The organism is Qipengyuania sp. L-5Y (genome assembly GCF_056859455.1).
In genome coordinates this window covers 166,874-184,587 of sequence record NZ_JBSXOM010000029.1, presented here as the reverse complement: position 1 = coordinate 184,587, position 17,714 = coordinate 166,874, and the positions used below count along the sequence as shown (strand labels likewise).

General features: G+C 63.5%; 14 protein-coding genes and 1 riboswitch. Of the genes, 4 read left to right on the top strand and 10 right to left on the bottom strand.

Annotation, left to right across the window (positions count from 1 at the left end; translation table 11 throughout):
- Positions 1 to 21: 21 nt before the first annotated feature.
- The 10 genes from gcvPB to AC13F2_RS09845 all read right to left on the bottom strand — a co-directional run bounded on the left by gcvPB (position 22) and on the right by AC13F2_RS09845 (position 11,924).
- On the bottom strand, positions 22 to 1,611 hold the full coding sequence (gene gcvPB, locus AC13F2_RS09890) for an aminomethyl-transferring glycine dehydrogenase subunit GcvPB (RefSeq protein WP_482964350.1): 1,590 nt from the start codon (positions 1,609 to 1,611) through the stop codon (positions 22 to 24).
- Positions 1,608 to 2,975, bottom strand: a complete 1,368-nt coding sequence (gcvPA, locus tag AC13F2_RS09885) for an aminomethyl-transferring glycine dehydrogenase subunit GcvPA (protein WP_482964349.1) — start codon at positions 2,973 to 2,975, stop codon at positions 1,608 to 1,610. Before gcvPA ends, gcvPB begins: the two co-directional genes overlap by 4 nt.
- Before the next feature lie 90 nt (positions 2,976 to 3,065).
- On the bottom strand, positions 3,066 to 3,437 hold the full coding sequence (gene gcvH / locus AC13F2_RS09880) for a glycine cleavage system protein GcvH (RefSeq protein WP_222828286.1): 372 nt from the start codon (positions 3,435 to 3,437) through the stop codon (positions 3,066 to 3,068).
- 3 nt (positions 3,438 to 3,440) lie between these two features.
- On the bottom strand, positions 3,441 to 4,637 hold the full coding sequence (gene gcvT, locus AC13F2_RS09875; RefSeq protein WP_482964367.1) for a glycine cleavage system aminomethyltransferase GcvT: 1,197 nt from the start codon (positions 4,635 to 4,637) through the stop codon (positions 3,441 to 3,443).
- 134 nt (positions 4,638 to 4,771) lie between these two features.
- A riboswitch (glycine riboswitch) is annotated at positions 4,772 to 4,868 on the bottom strand.
- A gap of 74 nt (positions 4,869 to 4,942) precedes the next feature.
- Positions 4,943 to 5,884, bottom strand: coding sequence for a sulfite exporter TauE/SafE family protein (locus tag AC13F2_RS09870; RefSeq protein WP_482964348.1), 942 nt, complete (start codon positions 5,882 to 5,884; stop codon positions 4,943 to 4,945).
- Positions 5,860 to 8,463, bottom strand: a complete 2,604-nt coding sequence (gene metH, locus AC13F2_RS09865; RefSeq protein WP_482964347.1) for a methionine synthase — start codon at positions 8,461 to 8,463, stop codon at positions 5,860 to 5,862. The genes AC13F2_RS09870 and metH overlap by 25 nt, the downstream gene beginning before the upstream one ends.
- A complete protein-coding gene (locus AC13F2_RS09860; RefSeq protein ID WP_482964346.1) occupies positions 8,460 to 8,996 on the bottom strand; it encodes a GNAT family N-acetyltransferase in 537 nt (178 codons plus the stop codon). The genes metH and AC13F2_RS09860 overlap by 4 nt, the downstream gene beginning before the upstream one ends.
- Positions 8,993 to 10,033, bottom strand: coding sequence for a homocysteine S-methyltransferase family protein (locus tag AC13F2_RS09855; protein WP_103022369.1), 1,041 nt, complete (start codon positions 10,031 to 10,033; stop codon positions 8,993 to 8,995). Before AC13F2_RS09855 ends, AC13F2_RS09860 begins: the two co-directional genes overlap by 4 nt.
- 2 nt (positions 10,034 to 10,035) lie before the next feature.
- Positions 10,036 to 10,935, bottom strand: a complete 900-nt coding sequence (gene metF / locus AC13F2_RS09850; protein WP_173829945.1) for a methylenetetrahydrofolate reductase [NAD(P)H] — start codon at positions 10,933 to 10,935, stop codon at positions 10,036 to 10,038.
- A gap of 17 nt (positions 10,936 to 10,952) precedes the next feature.
- Entirely contained in the window at positions 10,953 to 11,924 is a 972-nt protein-coding gene (locus tag AC13F2_RS09845; RefSeq protein ID WP_103022368.1) for an ArsR/SmtB family transcription factor, read from the bottom strand.
- 132 nt (positions 11,925 to 12,056) lie between these two features.
- On the opposite strand from AC13F2_RS09845, the gene AC13F2_RS09840 reads away from it, so the two are divergent.
- The 4 genes from AC13F2_RS09840 to AC13F2_RS09825 all read left to right on the top strand — a co-directional run bounded on the left by AC13F2_RS09840 (position 12,057) and on the right by AC13F2_RS09825 (position 17,704).
- Positions 12,057 to 14,090: a glycoside hydrolase family 3 C-terminal domain-containing protein gene (locus tag AC13F2_RS09840; RefSeq protein ID WP_482964345.1), complete on the top strand. Its 2,034-nt coding sequence runs from the start codon at positions 12,057 to 12,059 to the stop codon at positions 14,088 to 14,090.
- Between the two features lie 89 nt (positions 14,091 to 14,179).
- Positions 14,180 to 15,157, top strand: a complete 978-nt coding sequence (moaA, locus tag AC13F2_RS09835; protein ID WP_482964344.1) for a GTP 3',8-cyclase MoaA — start codon at positions 14,180 to 14,182, stop codon at positions 15,155 to 15,157.
- Between the two features lie 58 nt (positions 15,158 to 15,215).
- Complete coding sequence (locus AC13F2_RS09830; RefSeq protein WP_103022365.1) at positions 15,216 to 15,629, top strand: DUF2946 family protein; 414 nt, start codon at positions 15,216 to 15,218, stop codon at positions 15,627 to 15,629.
- A gap of 71 nt (positions 15,630 to 15,700) precedes the next feature.
- Complete coding sequence (locus tag AC13F2_RS09825; protein WP_482964343.1) at positions 15,701 to 17,704, top strand: TonB-dependent receptor family protein; 2,004 nt, start codon at positions 15,701 to 15,703, stop codon at positions 17,702 to 17,704.
- Positions 17,705 to 17,714 lie beyond the last annotated feature (10 nt).

Below are 17,714 nucleotides of genomic sequence, written 5' to 3'. Positions count from 1 at the left end.
CTAGTGCCAGCCCCCGGAGCATCATGCCATATCGGGATCGTTCCAGGCCAGCACCGGCTTGCGCGCGGCTTGCGTTTCGTCGAGGCGGCGACGCGGCGCGTAATGCGGCGCGGTCTTCAGGCTTTCGTCGCCCTCTTTCGCGCGCTCGGCAACGCTGCGCAGAGCCATGATGAATTGGTCCAGCGCCACCTTGCTTTCCGTTTCGGTCGGCTCGACCAGCATGGCCCCGTGGACGACCAGCGGGAAATACATGGTCATCGGGTGATAGCCTTCGTCGATCATTGCCTTGGCCAGGTCCAGCGTGGAGAGACCTTCTGCAAAGCCCTTATCGCTGAACAGCGCCTCGTGCATGCACGGGCCGCTTGGTCCGAACGGCGCGTCGAGCACGTCGTCCAGGCTGCGCAGGATGTAATTGGCGTTGAGCACGGCATCTTCGGCAACCTGCTTCAACCCGTCCGCCCCGTGGCTGAGGATATAGGCGAGCGCCCGCGTGAACATGCCCATCTGGCCATGAAACGCGGTCATCCGGCCGAAGTGCTGCAGCGCCCCGCCGAAATGTTCCTTGGCGAACTCTTCCGCGTCCTCTTCTTCGATGAGGTGGACGACGCCATCCTTGGTCCGCGCCGTGTAGGGCAGCGGTCCGAACGGAGCGAGTGCTTCGGAAAGGACCACCGGGCCCGAGCCCGGGCCGCCGCCGCCATGCGGCGTGGAAAAGGTCTTGTGCAGATTGATGTGCATCGCATCCACGCCGAGATCGCCAGGGCGGACCTTGCCGACGATGGCGTTGAAGTTCGCCCCATCGCAATAGACGAAACCTCCCGCCGCATGGACTGCATCGGAGATCGCCTTCATGTCGCGCTCGAACAGGCCGCACGTATTCGGATTGGTAATCATCACGCCAGCGACATCGGGACCGAGCCGCGCCTTGAGCGCTTCCAGATCGACGCGGCCTTCGGCGGTCGCGGGAATGTCTTCCACCTTGTAACCGGCGAAGGCGGCGGTCGCGGGATTGGTCCCGTGGGCACTTTCCGGCACCAGGATCACCTCGCGCGCATCACCACGCGCTTCGAGTGCGGCGCGAATGCACAGGATGCCGCACAATTCGCCATGGGCCCCCGCCTTGGGGCTCATGGCAACGGCGTGCATGCCGGTAAGATCGATGAGCCAGTGAGCGAGTTCATTGATGACTTCGAGCGCACCGCGCACCGTATCGACTGGCTGCAGCGGATGCACGTCGGCAAAGCCGGGCATGCGCGCGATCTTTTCGTTGAGCCGCGGATTGTGCTTCATCGTGCACGAACCCAGCGGAAAAAGACCGAGGTCGATGGCGTAATTCTGCCGCGACAGGCGCGTGTAATGCCGGACGGTTTCCGGTTCGGACAGTCCCGGCAGGCCGATCGCCTCGCTCCGCTCGAAACCGCCAAGCCGGTTCGCACCGCTCCCGGGCTCTGGCAGGTCCACACCGGTCGTCTCGACATGGCCGATCTCGAACAGCAGCGGCTCTTCCAGCATGAGCGCGCGATTGCCGGTGGCGGTATCGGGACCGCTCATCGCGTTATGGCCTTCGACGGGGGTGCCGGGCTTCCAGCCCGATGCATTGGGCGTGCTCATGCCAGCACCTCCTCGAGTGCGGAGGCAAGCGTTTCGATGTCCTCCTCGGTGGTGGTTTCAGTCACGGCAACCAGCAGCCCGTTTGCCAGATTCTCGCTTCCCGGGAACAGGCGGCCGAGCGACACGCCAGCAAGAACGCCGTCATCGGCCAGTTGACGCACGACCGTGCGCGCATCGGTGCCGAGAAGGACTGTGAATTCGTTAAAGAAGGTATCGTTCAGCACCGTCACGCCGGGCACCTTGGCCAGCCGGTCCGCGGCGAGGCACGCCAGGCGATGGTTTTCCATCGCCAGCCGGCGCAGGCCCTTTTCGCCAAGCAGCGTCATGTGGACGTTGAAAGCCAGCGCGCAGAGGCCCGAATTGGTGCAGATGTTGCTGGTCGCCTTTTCGCGGCGGATATGCTGCTCGCGGGTGGACAGGGTCAGCACGAAGCCGCGCTTGCCCTCCGCATCTACCGTTTCGCCGCACAGGCGCCCCGGCATCATGCGCACATGCTTTTCATCGCGCACGGCAAACAGGCCGAGGTAAGGGCCGCCGAACTGCAGGCCCACGCCGATCGCCTGGCCTTCGCCGACCACGATGTCCGCCCCCAGTTCGCCCGGCGACTTGATCGCCCCCAGTGCGACGGGTTCAGTATTGACGGCAATCAGCAGGGCGCCCTTGTCATGCGCGGCTGCGGCAATCTTCGCGAGGTCGGGCAGACGCCCGAGAATGTCGGGATATTGCACCACAACGCAGCTCGTATCGGCATCGATGCGGGCGATCAGGCCATCATCGTCGGGCTTGGCGGTCAGGCTCGGCGGGGCGCCCGCGATCTCGTCGTCGGTGAACTTCGCCATGGTCCGCACGACTTCCGCGTAGTGCGGGTGCAGTGCGCCCGAAAGCACCACCTTGCGCTTCTTGCCGCGCGCCACGCGGCCCGCCATGGCGACCGCTTCCCAGCACGCGGTCGAACCGTCGTACATGGATGCATTGGCCACCGCACACCCGTAAAGCCGCGCAACCTGGCTCTGGAACTCGAACAGCATCTGCAGCGTGCCCTGCGCGATTTCCGGCTGATAGGGCGTGTAGGCGGTCAGGAACTCGCCGCGCTGGATGATGTGATCGACGCTCGCGGGGATGTGGTGCTTGTAAGCCCCCGCCCCCAGGAAAAAGGCCGCATCCGATGCCGCCAGGTTCTTCTTCGACAACCGCCGCATATGCTTTTCGACGGCCATCTCGCTGGCGTGCATCGGCAGGCCCTCGATCGGTCCGGAAAGGCGGGCCTCTTCGGACACATCGGCGAACAGGGCATCGATGTCCGGTGCGCCGATCACGTCCAGCATTGCCGAACGATCGGTATCGGTCAGGGGTAGGTAGCGCATTTCAAAGTCCCGTCATCCCGGCAAAGCCTGGGATCTCGTGCAGCTATGTCCGGCGTGGCCGGGCGATCCCGGCTCGCGCCGGGAGGGCGGTTACAATCCGTCGCAGAAGCTCTTGTAGGCGGCCTCGTCCATCAGACCGTCGAATTGCGATTTGTCGCCAATGGTCATCTTGAAGAACCAGCCATCTTCTTCGGGCGAGGTATTCACCAGCGCCGGATCGTCTTCGAGCGCGGCATTGGTTTCCATGACCTCGCCACTGATGGGGGCGTAGACGTCGCTGGCGGCCTTGACGCTTTCGACCACGGCGGCATCCTTGCCCTTGTCGATCACGGTGCCGACATCCGGCAATTCGACGAAGACGATATCGCCCAGCTGGCCTTGTGCGTAATCCGTGATGCCGACAGTGGCGGTTTCGCCCTCGACATCGATCCATTCATGTTCATCGGTGAAGTAACGGGCCATCGGTCAGTTTCCTCTGTGATAGCGGTGTGGGACGAAGGGCAGCTTGGTGACCTTCGCTGGCAATCTCTTGTTACGAACCTCGACTTCGAGTTCGGTTCCCTCGGAGGCGAGCGCGGTGTCGACGTATCCCATGGCGATGGGCCGCTCTAGCGTGGGCGAAAAACCGCCCGAAGTGATCCGGCCGACTTGTGTTTCGCCCGAATAAATCGGCGCGCCTTCACGGGCTGGCATGCGCCCGTCGATGGCAAGGCCGACACGCTTTTGTGCAGGGCCGTTTTCCAGCACCTGCATGACCTTTTCGTGCCCCATCCAGCCGCCTTGCTCGCGGCGTTTCTTGGTCAGCGCGAAACCGAGGTCGGCAGACACCGGGTCGGTATCGGTCGTAATGTCGTGGCCATAAAGCGGAAGGCCGGCTTCGAGCCGCAGGCTGTCGCGTGCGCCAAGGCCGATGGGCCGCACTTCGATTTCCGCGCACAGGCGATCGGCCAAGCTTTCAGCGAATTCTGCCGGGACAGATATCTCGAACCCGTCCTCGCCGGTATAGCCGGAACGCGTGATGCGCAGCGGCCATTCGCCGAACTCGTGCGTCACGCTTTCCATGAAGACCATGTCGTCGATGACATTGCGCATGACGCGGTTCAGCGCGGTTGCGGCACTTGGGCCCTGCAGCGCGATAAGCGCATGCTCGTCCATGTGGGTGAGCGTGACATCGTCGTCGATGAACTCGCGCAGGTGGCCGATGTCTTCCCACTTGGTCGCACCGTTGACGACGAGATAATAGGCAGGCTCGCCCCAGTGACCTTCCTCGCCTGCATCCGCGTCACCTTCGATCCAGGGCGTGGCATTGGTGACCATCAGATCGTCGAGTATGCCGCCATCTTCGTCTAGCAGCAGCGAATAGCGCACCTTGCCCGGCTTCAGCGATGCAATCGCTCCGGGGAGGAGCTTTTCCAGCTCTTCGGCCGCCTTTTCTCCGGTGACCATGATCTGGCCCATGTGGCTCACGTCGAACAGGCCTGCCTGGCTGCGGGTCCAGTTGTGTTCGGACACGATCCCGTCGAACTGGATCGGCATGTAATAGCCGGCGAACGGCACCATGCGCGCGCCCTTGCGGCGATGCCATGCATCCAGCGGCAGCGTTTCGGTTTCGGCAATGGTATCGTCAGTATCGTCGCTCAAGTCCCGTCCTTCGCAAAGCATGGGTGCGCCCCGCAAAGGTGCGCTAAGAAAACCCATGCCCCCTCTGTCGGGAAACCTGAGAGACTGACGCACTAATGGGTGCGCTTACCCCTTCGGTGGCCCCCGCCGGAGCGGAGACGCTTTCCAGAGTGTCGATGGTGCGCACGGTCCGTTTAGCCTGAGAGTTTCCGGGGCGGTTGCTCCTTCGGCGCCGGATGGACGCCGCCACCCGAACTCTCCCGTACGCGCCTGCCGCAGAATCGCCTCTGCAGCCGACGCCTGCTGCACTGCGATATTCGGCGGTGACGGTCAATCGCCCAGCTGCATCAAATACGGTTCAGCCACAGCAAATATGCCGCCGATGCGACGATCCATGCCCCGTCCAGCGTCTTGAGCCGGCGCGCACCTAGCCACAGGGCGATCGGGCGGGCGAAAAACCCGCCGACCGCAGCGGCCGGCCCCGCCAGCAGGACGACCTCCCACTGGATCGTGCCGGCGCCGATATGCCAGACCGAGCCCGCGATCACGCTGACAGACGAAATGAGGCACGCGGCACCGGTGCACAGCAGCACGGGATAATGGCGGATAAAGAGATAGAGCGCGACCAGCTCTCCCACCCCCACCGAAAACAGCGCCGTCAGGATGCCGCCGGGAATGGCCAGCAGGATGAGCACCATGAGATCGCCGCGCTGCAGCGTCCCGCGTTCCGGCCGGGCGAGATTGACCGTCCATGTGGAGGCGATCAGCGCCAGGCCGAGCAGGATCGAAAACGCCTTGTAACCCATCAGCACCGCATGCTGATCGAATGCCGTCAGCCTTTGCGTCAGCAGCATCGCGGGAAGCGACAGGGCAAGAACCGCCAGTGCGACCGTAAAGAAATCGCGCGGGGCGACCCCTGCGTGAAGCGGCGCGGGTTCTGGCTGGTGATAGAGCCGGTCGGTCCAGCGCAAAGCGCCCATTGTCATGCCGAAGCTCTGGATCGCCATCGATACGCCGACGACCTGCAGCGGTTGCAGGTCCATGACCGACCATTCGCGGAGCGCATTGAAGACCGGCACGAAGACCACGCCCCCGCCGGTCCCCGACGTGTTCGCGATGATCGCCCCGATCACTCCGATACCGGGCAGGAACCACAGCCTGCGCAGCAGGTCGGCATCGTAGGGAACGAGCAACAGCAGGAGCAGCCAGACGGCGAGCAATATGCTCCCGCCGATCAGCACCAGCCTCCCCCTGGGGAGCGCGGTCAGTCCAGATTGGGTCGCAGCCATCGCTCGGCAGTCGCCATATCGACGCCGCGCCGCTGCGCATAGTCTTCCAGTTGATCGCGCCCGATGCGGGCTACGCCGAAATACTGCGCCTCGGGATGGGCAAAATAGAACCCGCTCACGGCCGCGGTGGGATACATGGCGAAATTCTCGGTCAGCGTGATCCCGGTATTGGCTTCGGCATCGAGCAGGTCGAACAGCATCGGCTTGAGGCTGTGGTCGGGACAGGCGGGATAGCCGGGCGCCGGGCGGATGCCGCGGTATTTTTCCTTGATCAGCGCTTCGTTGGTCAACTGCTCCTGCGGCGCATACCCCCACAGTTCCGAACGGACATGCTGGTGCAGCCTCTCAGCAAACGCCTCGGCAAACCGGTCGGCCAGCGCTTTGAGCAGAATGTCGGAATAATCGTCCTTGTCCGCAAGGAAGCGCTTCGAATGCTCCTCGATCCCGTGGATACCGACCGCAAAACCGCCCATCCAGTCGCCCGCCGGATCGATGAAATCGGCCAGGCACATGCTCGCCCTGTCCCGGCTCTTCTTCACCTGCTGGCGCAGGAACGGCAGCACCGTGTGCGTTTCGCCATCGGGATCGTGAATGGTGACATCGTCGCCATCGCGTGCGCAGGGCCAGAAGCCGGCGACGCCGCGGGCGGTGAGCCATTTTTCCGCAATGATCCGCTCCAGCATGGCATCGGCATCCGCCTTCAGGCTGCGCGCGCTTTCGCCGACCACTTCATCGTCGAGGATCTTGGGATAGGTCCCGTGCAGTTCCCAGGCGCGGAAGAAGGGCGTCCAGTCGAAATAGTCGCGCAGTTCGGCAAGGTCCCATTCCCCGAACACATGCGTGCCCGGTTGCAGCGGCGGCGCGGCCTTGTCCGACAGATAGGCATCGTAGAAATTCGCCCGCGCATCTTCCAGGCTGAGCAATTCGCTCTGCCCCTTGCCCGCCCGCGCATCGCGCACATGGGCATAGTCCGCCGCGGTGGTCGACACGAATTCCTCGCACTGTGTATCCGACAGCAGCCGGCTCGCCACGCCCACCGCGCGGCTGGCGTCGAGCACATGGATGACCGGCCCGGGATAGGCCGGGTCGATCCGCAGCGCGGTGTGCACCTTGCTGGTGGTCGCCCCGCCGATCAGCAGCGGCATGGTCATGTTGGCCGCCTTCATCTCTTCCGCGACCGTCACCATCTCGTCGAGCGAAGGAGTGATCAGGCCCGACAGGCCGATCATGTCCGCATCGTTTTCGTTCGCGGCTTCGAGGATCTTGGCCCACGGCACCATCACGCCGAGGTCGATCACTTCATATCCGTTGCACTGCAGGACCACGCCGACGATGTTCTTGCCGATGTCGTGCACGTCGCCCTTGACCGTGGCCATGATGATCTTGCCCTTCGCGCGGGCGCCCGCTTCCTTTTCCGCCTCGATGAAGGGGATGAGATGCGCCACCGCCTTCTTCATGACGCGGGCCGATTTGACCACTTGCGGCAGGAACATCTTGCCGCTGCCGAACAGGTCGCCGACGACGTTCATGCCGTCCATCAGCGGGCCTTCGATCACCTCGATGGGCCGCGCGAACTGCTGGCGCGCTTCTTCGGTATCGGCGACGACATGCGCGTCGATCCCCTTGACCAGCGCATGTTCCAGCCTGCGGCCCACTTCCCAGCCGCGCCATTCCTCGGCCGCCTTTTCGTCGGCCGCGCTCTTGCCCTTGTAGCTTTCGGCCAGATCGATCAGCCGCTCCGTCGCATCGGAACGACGCATCAGGATCACGTCTTCGCAAGCCTCGCGCAGCACCGGGTCGATCTGGTCATAGACATCCAGCTGCCCGGCGTTGACGATCGCCATGTCGAGCCCGGCGGGGATCGCATGATAGAGGAACACCGAATGCATCGCGCGGCGCACGGTCTCGTTGCCGCGGAAGCTGAAACTCAGGTTGGAGAGGCCCCCGCTCGTCTTCGCATGGGGGCAGCGCGCCTTGATCTCCGCCACCGCCTCGAGGAAGTCGAGGCCATAACGGTCATGCTCCTCGATCCCGGTCGCCACGGCGAAAATGTTGGGATCGAAGATGATGTCCTCGGGCGGATAGCCGATGTCCGTCAGCAGGTCGTAAGCCCGCGCGCAGATGTCGACCTTGCGCTCCTTCGTATCGGCCTGGCCCGTCTCGTCGAACGCCATGACGACGACCGCCGCCCCGTAATCCATGCATTTGCGCGCATGGTCCAGAAACGCGTCCTCGCCTTCCTTCATGCTGATGGAATTGACGATCGGCTTGCCCGATACGCATTTCAGTCCGGCCTCGATCACGCTCCATTTGGAACTGTCGATCATCACCGGGACCCGTGCGATGTCGGGTTCTGCGGCGATCAGCTTGAGGAAGGTCGTCATCGCCTTTTCGGCGTCCAGCAGACCTTCGTCCATGTTGACGTCGATCACCTGCGCACCGTTTTCCACCTGCTCGCGCGCGACTTCGACGGCGGTTTCGTAATCGTCCGCCATGATCAGTTTCTTGAACCGGGCGGATCCGGTCACATTGGTGCGTTCGCCGATGTTGACGAACCGGGCGGTGGATTTGTTGCTCATGATCTCAAAGTCCGGTCGAGTGCGCGCGCCAGCACGACATCGTCATAAAAGGTTCCGCCCACGTCGAAACGACGCGTGGCGATCTGTTCGAAGCCCTGCTTCCTGTAGAAACCGATGGCCCGCTCGTTGTCCTGCTTCACGCCCAGCAGCAGGCGGTCGTGGCCCGCAGTCCCGGTCAGCGCGGCCTCGAACAGCCGCCCGGCGATGCCGCTGCCGTGGAAACGCGACAGCATGTAGATTTTCTTCAATTCGATGTCGCCGGGCTCCGCCGCGTCCAGTTCGGGCCGGTTGACTAGCGCATAACCGATCGGCGCCGCGTCCAGTTCGGCCAGCCAGGCCTTTGCCCCTGCCGCCAGCAGCTGGTGCAGATAATCCGGCGCATGTGCCCGTTCGCAATGCGCGACCAGCGCCTCGCCGCTGATCATGCCGGCAAAGGTTTCCAGAAACGTGGCATCGGCCACCAGCGACAGGCGGCCCGCGTCCGCTGCCCCGGCCTCCCGGATGACCACTTTGCTGGCGTCGAACCCGGTCATGCCGCGATCGTGAACGGCTCGAGCCCGGCCAGATGCATTTCGGGATTGCGGCTCGGGCGCTTGCGCGGGGCCAGCCCTTCGACCGCTTTGGCCATGGCCGCGATATGCGCAGGCGTCGATCCGCAGCAGCCGCCCAGCGCATTGATGCGCCCGTTTTCGGCCCAGACGCGGGTCAGCGCCGCCGTCGTTTCGGGCATCTCGTCATATTCGCCCAGATCGTTGGGCAGGCCCGCATTGGGATAGGCCATCAGCCAGCTGTCGGCGATGTCCGACAGCAATTGTACATGCGGGCGAAGCTGTTCGGCGCCGAAACTGCAATTGAGGCCGATGGTCAGCGGCTTGGCATGGCTCACCGTGTACCAGAACGCCTCTACCGTATGGCCCGACAGATTTCGGCCCGAAAGATCGGTCAGCGTCAGCGATATCATCAGCGGAATGTCGCGGTTCAGTTCCCGCTCGAGCTGCTTCACCGCCATGATCGCAGCCTTGCAGTTCAGCGTGTCGAACACGGTTTCGATCAGGATGAAATCGGCTCCGCCCTCGACCAGTGCGGCGCATTGTTCGCGGTAGACATCCACGATCTCGTCGAAAGTCACCTCGCGGAAGCCCGGGTCTTCCACGTCGGGCGACAGCGACAGCGTCTTGTTGGTCGGCCCCACCGCCCCGGCAACGAAGCGCGGCACGCCATCGTTACGCGCATCGATCGCTTCGCGGATGATCCGCGCTGCCGATATATTGATGTCGCGCACCAGTCCCTCGGCCCCGTAATCGGCCTGGCTGATGCGGTTGGCGTTGAAGGTATTGGTCGCCAGGATATGCGCGCCGGCATCGATATAACTGTCGCAGATCGTGCGGATCACCTGCGGCTGGGTCAGGTTGACCAGATCGTTATTGCCCTTCTGGTCGTCCGCCAGCCCGGTATCGCCTGCATAGTCCTCCGGCGCCAGTTTCGCGCGCTGGATCGCCGTACCGTATGGCCCGTCCTTGATCAGGATGAACTGCTTGGCAGCGGCTTCGAATTCTTCGCGTTTGGTCATGGTCAGGCCTTCGGACGCAGGCCGAGCATGTGGCAGATCGCATAGCTCAGCTCGGCGCGGTTCAAGGTGTAGAAATGGAACTGGCGCACCCCGCCTGCATAGAGGCGGCGGCACATCTCGGCAGCGATCGTGGCGCTCACCAGCTGGCGCGCCTCCGGTCGTTCGTCGAGGCCTTCGAACAGGCCTTCCATCCAGTGCGGGATGGCGGTGCCGCACAGACCCGACATGCGCTGCACGGCGGCAAAGCTCATCACCGGCATGATGCCCGGCACGATCTCGCCCTTGATGCCGGCCGCCGCCGCCTGGTCGCGGAAATCGAAGAAACATTCCGGCTCGAAAAAGAACTGCGTGATGGCCCGCGTCGCGCCGGCATCGAATTTCGCCTTCAGATTGTCGAGATCGGCTTTCCGGTCGGACGAATCCGGGTGGACTTCGGGATAGGCCGCGACCGAAATTTCGAAATCGGCCACTTTCTTCAGGCCCGCGATCAGTTCGGCGGCATTGGCATAACCGCCGGGGTGCGCCGAATAACGCGATTGTCCGTCGGGCGGATCGCCGCGCAGGGCCACGATGTGTCGGATGCCTTCTTCCCAGTAATGACGGGCGACGTCGTCAACCTGCTCGCGCGTCGCCTCGACACAGGTCAGATGCGCGGCGGCCGGAATGCCGGCCTCGTTCTGGATCCGCACCACCTGTTGGTGCGTGCGTTCGCGCGTTGATCCGCCTGCGCCATAGGTAACGCTGGCAAAACGCGGGCCCAGCGGCGCAAGCGTTTCCACGCTCTGCCACAGTGTCTCGCCCATCTTGTCGCTCTTTGGCGGGAAGAATTCGAAGCTCACCTCGATATCGCCGGGCAGGCCGGAAAAAAGCGGGGCTTCCAATGCGCGCTGTGCCTCGCGCATCTGGTCAAGGGTCGGGCTCACACTGCTGCCTTCCTGCTTTGGGTGCGCCGCTGCGCAATCCAGATTTTCACCACGAGTTCGCCGTCTTCCAGGGCAATCGGATCGGCCGGTTCGAAATCCGCTTCATGCAGCAGGGTGCGCATCTGCCCGTCTTCGAAGCCGAGGCGCGCATGGGCATGCCTGTCGCGCAGTTCCTCGCGCTGGTGTGCGGCGAAGTCGACGATCGCGATGCGGCCTTCGGGTCGGGTGACGCGCGCGGCTTCCATCAGGACGGCGCCGGGCGCCTGCGCAAAATGCAGCACCTGATGGAACAGCACCGTGTCGAAACTGGCAGCCGGGAAGGGAAGCGATCCGAAATCGCCCTGAACAAGTTCCACGCGCTCGGTCGGGAAATGATGCAGCTTGGCCCGCGCCACCCGCAGCATGGCCAGACTCTTGTCGAGCGCTACGATCCGCTCTGCCCGTTCCGCAAACAGTTCCGCCATGCGGCCCGTACCCGTCCCGATATCCAGCAGGCGCCCCATCGGCATATCGCCCAGCGCAAGGGTCAGCGCTTTTTCGACCGCTTCGTCCGATGAATGCATCCGGCGCAATTCGTCCCAGTCATGGGCGTGATCGGAAAAATAGGCCTGCGCCTCGTTTTCGCGGTGCTCGCGAATTTCCGCAAGCCGCCGCCGGTCCAGTTCGCATTCCTCGGCGAACTGCGAATCGCTGGCTTCAGCTTTCACCAGCAGGTCGGCAATTGCCGTGCTCAGCGGCGGGGCATCGTTCGTATTGGCGCAGGCGCGCAGAAATACCCAGCTGCCTTCGCGGCGCCGCTCTGCCAGACCGGCGTCGCACAATATCCCGATATGGCGCGAAACGCGCGGCTGGCTTTGCCCCAGCACCTGGGCCACCTCTCCTACGGCAAGCTCCATCGAACCCAGCAGGCGCATGATCCGCAGGCGCGTGGGATCGGCAAGGGCCCTGAAGATGGTCTCGGTCCGCATGATGAAATGGATATAAAGATATTTTTATATCTGTAAATCGCTTCCATGGCCAGTCGCCGAAATGAGCCGGGCGAGCGACGAAATCTCAAATCCAAACCTGATATTTACCATTAGAGCCGAAACCGGTTGGCTATGGCACTCCGCCCAACCGACCATGGCGCAAAGCGCGAACGCTTCGTCGAAGACCTGCTCGACATCATGTCGATGGAGGAAAAGACCGGTCAGTTGGTGCTGCGCCCGCTGCCCACTTCCGATGATCCGCAGGACATCCGGCACATCCGCGATCAGTTGAAGCGTGGTCATCTCGGCGGGCTGATCGGCAGCGCTTCGCAGGTCGAAAGTGCCACCTTCCGGCGCATTGCGGTCGAAGAAACCCGGCTCGGCATTCCGCTGCTCTTTGCAGACGAGGTGAGCCGCGGGGGCGCCGTCGTCATGCCCAGCCCCTTTGCTCTGGCAGCCAGCTGGTCGCCCGACATCGTCGAACGCGCAGCCGCGGTCGTCGCCGACGAAGCGCGTGAAACGGGCAAGAACTGGCTGCTTGGCCCCGATGTCGTGCTCAGCCATCTGTCGGCCGACCGCAATGGCGCCGCCACCTGGGGCGCATCGGAATTCCTGGCGCGCACTCTTGCTGCGGCCACCGTGCGCGGGCTGGAAAACGACGATGATGAAAGCGGCGGCTCGCTGGCTTGCCTGCGGGTGGACGATCCGTCCTGGACCGATCGCCGCATGCCCGACGCCCTAATCGACAAATTCCGCCTCGTTGCAGGCATTCTGGGCATCTCGACCCCTGCCAGCGTGGCGCTCGACACGGCAACCCAGTACGCGCTCGATATTGCGGGCGCGGACGATCCCGCCTTCTCCATTGGCGGGCCGGGCGGGTATGAAGGGATCGACCTTTCCGAATGGTCCGCCATCGCCCGCGCGGCCGGTCAGGACGATCGGCGCGGCCCCTACATCGGCCTCTCGGTCGATGCAGTGATGGCCGCCTTCCGGGCCGGTCGCATCACGCAGTTGCAGGTCGACGACGCGGTTCGCCGGGTGCTCGGGGCAAAATACGATCTCGGTTTGTTCCGCTCGCATGGCCGCGCGGATCGCAGCCCGCCAATGCCGGCTCCCGCCCCGCTCGACCCGCGCGCCGTCGCGCTCGATGCAGCGCTGCATTCGATCGTGCTGCTGCGCAATGAACCGGCGGTGCTCCCGCTTGATGCAGGGCCGCACGAAATCCTCGTGGTGGGTACGGCGGCCGCTGAGCGCTCCCTTTCCATGGGCGATGCGATGGCGGACGGGGCAAGCCTTCTCGACGGCCTCGATGGCCTCGGTCTGCGCTATAAATATGTCCCGGGCCTTGCCCTTCGCGATGAAGGGGAACGCTCGCAATCGGGCAAGCTGGTCAATGCCGACCGGATGGCTATCGGCATGGCCAGCGAAGCGGCGCGCCGATCGGAGACGGTCATCATGGCGCTCGGCGAAACCGACAGTCTCGGCGAAGCGGCACAGGCCCTGCTCGATGCGCTGCACGCCGCCAACAAGAACCTCGTGCTGGTCACGCTCGGTTCGCGCCCGCTCGATCCCGATGTGGGCGGGCACAAGCTGCCCTGCGTCCTGCATGCGGGCCAGCTGGGCAGCGCCTCGGGCCACGCCATCGCTCTGGTTCTGACCGGCGCGTTCGCCCCGCGCGGACGCCTGCCCGTCGCCCTCATCGACAAGGGCCGGATCGGCCTTCCCTTCGGACACGGTCTGGGCTTCTCGCAATTCGAGCTGGAAGATTACAGCATCGAACTGAGCCATGATCGCCTCATCGCCAGCACCGTCCTCTACAACACCGGGGACAGCGAAGGGCAGGAAACCGTGCAGGTCTATCTCAAGCGTCCTGCATCGCGGGACCGCGGTCCCTCGGAACTGGCAGACTTCCAGCAGATATCGCTGCTGCCCGGAGAAAATCGTCGGCTGCTTTTCGAACTGGGCGGCAACCAGCTCGGCCGGTTCGAACGCAACGGCCGGTTTGTCATCGATCCCGGTAGTTACACGATTGCCGTCGGTCTCAGCGAAGGGCAGGCGCATGCGGCGGAAATCGCCATTCCGCCGACGGTTGCCGAAGCGATGGGCAAGGCTCGCTCGCTGGAGCCGTTCCCTGCACTGTTCGGGCGAATGCGTCGTTCGGCCTGACAATCAAACGTATGATTGACATGTGATTTCTGGTGTAGGGTCCACTATTTCCGTTTCGGGATGGCCCTGCACCGTGTAGGGGCGTCGCCATGCACGATGCATTTGGACGCCGGATCAACTACGTCCGCCTCTCGGTGACGGACCGCTGCAACCTGCGCTGCACCTACTGCATGGCCGAGGACATGCAGTTCATGCCGCGCCGGGATCTGCTCACTTTCGACGAAATCGAACGCCTCGCCCTCCACCTCGTCGGCCGCGGCGTTAAGCGTATCCGCCTCACCGGCGGCGAACCCCTCGTCCGCAAGGGCATCGTCGATCTCGTCTCCCGCCTCACGAATCTGCGCGAGCACGGGCTGGACGAAGTCACACTGACGACCAATGGAACGCTGCTGCCCGAACTGGCCGATAACCTGGCAGCCGCCGGCATCCGCCGGATCAACGTCAGCCTCGACACGCTCGATCCGGCGCGCTTTGCAGATCTCACCCGGCGCGACGAATTCGACAAGGTCATGCGCGGCATCGACGCGGCGCGCAGCGCCGGCCTCGCCGTGCGCATCAACACGGTAGCGATGCGCGGCGTGAACGACGGCGAACTGCCCGCCCTGCTCGCATGGTGCGGCGAACGCGGCTTCGATCTTGCGATGATCGAAGCCATGCCGCTCGGTGACGTCTCCGTCGACCGCAAATCGACCCATCTCGATCTGACCGAAGTGCGTAAGCTGCTGCAAGAGCGGTTTACCCTTTCCCCATCCATCCACCGCACCGGCGGTCCGGCTCGCTATTTCGACGTTGCCGAAACCGGCACCCGTATCGGTTTCATCACCCCGCTGAGCGACAATTTCTGCTCGGGCTGCAACCGCATCCGGATCGCCGCCACCGGCACGGTTTACGGATGCCTCGGCCACGATCAGAAGGTCGAACTGCGCGAAATACTGCGCGCAGAAGGGCCCGGCACGCTGGACGATGCGCTCGATCGTCTGCTGGCCGGCAAACCGCTCCGTCACGACTTCGACATAGACCGCGCCGAGCCTGCCCTGACACGCCATATGAGCGCTACGGGCGGCTGAGAACACGCGCTGCGCGATAGGTGCTGACAACGGACCTTCGATTGCATATGGGGCCGCCATGAAACGCGTTCGCGGCCTGGTTGAGGACCACCGCTATCTCTTGATGCTGCTGCTGGTTCTGGCGTTCTGCGTCCGGGCTGCGATCCCTGCCGGGTACATGATCGCGCCTTCGACCGAAAAGCTGGTCGAGGTTTCGATCTGCCATGGCGGTACCGGCGAGCGCAGCCTCGCAACCATTGCCATTCCCATGAAGACCGACGCGGATGAAAGCCGGCATTCACCGGACGCAAAGGATACGCATTGCGCGTTTTCCTCCCTCGCCCAGCCCTTGCTCGGCGGCATACCGCCCGTACTGCTCGCGATTGCGCTGGCAGCGATCATTCTGCTGGGTCTGGCGCCGCTTGGCCGCCTACCCGTTGCGCCCATCCCCTACCTCCGCCCGCCCTTGCGCGGACCACCGGCGTCGATCTGAACCCGTAAACTTTCAGATCAATTGCGCGGGAATGCGTGCGCCGAGCCGCACCGTGCAGCAGGGGAATTACCGTGAAATATTCTATTTTCGTCCTTGGGGCGGCAACCTTCGCCGTGGCCGCGCCCGCTTATGCCGAGACATCCGAAAGCGATGCCGCTGGCGAGTCGGACCGTACGATCATCGTGACCGGCCAGCATGCGTCGAGCGAAGCCAAGCGGCGCGCCGATGCCACGCCGGGCGGCACCGATGTCGTCACGCATGAAGACTATGCCGACAAGTCGCTGGTCAGCCTGCGCGATGCGCTTGCCTTCTCGCCCGGCGTCTATCTCCAGCCACGTTATGGCCAAGAGGTTCGCATCTCGATCCGGGGCTCGGGTCTTTCGCGCGGTTATCACATGCGCGGCATCACGCTGTTGCAGGATGGCGTTCCGATCAATCTCGCAGATGACAATGGCGACTTCCAGGAACTGGAGCCGATCTTCTTCGACTATCTCGAAGTATATCGCGGCGCCAACGCGTTGCGCTTCGGGTCGGGCACGCTTGGAGGAGCGATCAATGGTGTGACACCCACCGGCATGACGGCCAGCGGCATGTACCTGCGCGCCGACGCCGGCAGCTTCAACACCTGGCGCGGTCTGGCCTCATACGGCGCAGCGAGCGGCGCTGGCGATATGTGGGCCGCTGTCAGCTACGATCATTCCAATGGCGACCGGGACCATGCCCATCGCGAAAGCCTGCGCTTTCACGGCAATGTCGGATTGCAGATCGCCGATGGCGTAGAGAACCGCACCTATGCCAGTATCAACCGGATCGATCAGGAACTTCCCGGCGCGCTCGACCTGCCGACCGCGCTGACGGCGCCGAAAACCGGCAATTTCGTAAACGATCAGGCGCGTGACATCGACTCTCTGCGACTGCAAAACCGCACCCGGTTCAGTTTCGCCGATGGTCAGCTCGATGCCGGTGTGTTTATCAATGCCAAGTCGCTCCACCACCCGATCTTTCAGGTCGTGGACCAGAAATCCGTAGATCGCGGAGCCTATGCACGGTTCGATTATGCGGCCGGTCCATTCGAACTGACGCTCGGCGGGGAGGCGCGTTTCGGCGAAGTCGATTCAAGACGCTTCGTCAACATCGACGGCGAACGCGGAGCAAAGACGTTCGAAGCCAAGCAGGAAGCGCGGACCGCCAACATCTACGGCGAATTCCGCTTCCGTCCAGTCGACCGACTCCAGCTCATTGCCGGCGGTATCTATGCCGATGGCCAGCGCGAACAACATCTTCTGTTCGACAGCTTTGCCGGCGGCGCCACCGATGTTACCGGCTCGGCAGACTTCAACGCGTTTTCACCCAAGTTTGGCGTGCTGTACGAACCGGTCGACGGCATCCAGCTGTTCGCCAATTACAGCCGTTCGGTGGAATTTCCCGGCTTCATCGAACTGGCGCAGGTGGCAAGCTTCGTGAATCTCGATCCACAGAGGGCGTGGAGCTTTGAAGTCGGAACTCGTGGGCGTGCGGGGATCGCCGAATGGGATTTGGCCGCCTATCGCGCGGACATTCGCGGCGAGTTGCTGCAATTCAATGTCGGCCCCGATATCCCTGCATCGACTTTCAACGCCGACGAAACCCTCCACCAGGGCATCGAGGCGGCGCTCTCCATCGATCTGGGGGAATGGGCCAAGCTGCGGCAGGTGTACCAGTACAGCGACTTCCGCTTCAAGGATGATGCACAATACGGCGATAATCGGCTGCCGGTGGTACCGCGCCATGTCTATCGTGCGGAACTGCGTCTCGGAACCGACAGCGTACATGTTGCGCCCAATGTGGAGTGGGTGCCGCAAGGTGCATGGGTGGACTACACCAACTCGTTGAGAACCGATGGCTATGCGCTGGTCGGTCTATCAGCCGGAGCAACGGTGACCGCTGGGATCGACCTTTTCCTCGACGCCCGAAATCTGCTTAACGAGAAAGCCGTCGGCGATATCAGTGCGGCCATAACGGCCACACCGGCATCCGTCGTCTTCTATCCCGTGGAACGCCGCGCCGTCTTCGGCGGCGTACGCGCACGGTTCTAGGGGGAGATAA

Bases quoted from the DNA above. Each gene is read 5' to 3' on its own strand.
- gcvPB (WP_482964350.1), bottom strand. From the start codon at position 1,611: ATGAGCACGCCCAATGCATCGGGCTGGAAGCCCGGCACCCCCGTCGAA.
- gcvPA (WP_482964349.1), bottom strand. From the start codon at position 2,975: ATGCGCTACCTACCCCTGACCGATACCGATCGTTCGGCAATGCTGGAC.
- gcvH (WP_222828286.1), bottom strand. From the start codon at position 3,437: ATGGCCCGTTACTTCACCGATGAACATGAATGGATCGATGTCGAGGGC.
- gcvT (WP_482964367.1), bottom strand. From the start codon at position 4,637: ATGCTTTGCGAAGGACGGGACTTGAGCGACGATACTGACGATACCATT.
- AC13F2_RS09870 (WP_482964348.1), bottom strand. From the start codon at position 5,884: ATGGCTGCGACCCAATCTGGACTGACCGCGCTCCCCAGGGGGAGGCTG.
- metH (WP_482964347.1), bottom strand. From the start codon at position 8,463: ATGAGCAACAAATCCACCGCCCGGTTCGTCAACATCGGCGAACGCACC.
- AC13F2_RS09860 (WP_482964346.1), bottom strand. From the start codon at position 8,996: ATGACCGGGTTCGACGCCAGCAAAGTGGTCATCCGGGAGGCCGGGGCA.
- AC13F2_RS09855 (WP_103022369.1), bottom strand. From the start codon at position 10,033: ATGACCAAACGCGAAGAATTCGAAGCCGCTGCCAAGCAGTTCATCCTG.
- metF (WP_173829945.1), bottom strand. From the start codon at position 10,935: ATGCGCGAGGCACAGCGCGCATTGGAAGCCCCGCTTTTTTCCGGCCTG.
- AC13F2_RS09845 (WP_103022368.1), bottom strand. From the start codon at position 11,924: ATGCGGACCGAGACCATCTTCAGGGCCCTTGCCGATCCCACGCGCCTG.
- AC13F2_RS09840 (WP_482964345.1), top strand. From the start codon at position 12,057: ATGGCACTCCGCCCAACCGACCATGGCGCAAAGCGCGAACGCTTCGTC.
- moaA (WP_482964344.1), top strand. From the start codon at position 14,180: ATGCACGATGCATTTGGACGCCGGATCAACTACGTCCGCCTCTCGGTG.
- AC13F2_RS09830 (WP_103022365.1), top strand. From the start codon at position 15,216: ATGAAACGCGTTCGCGGCCTGGTTGAGGACCACCGCTATCTCTTGATG.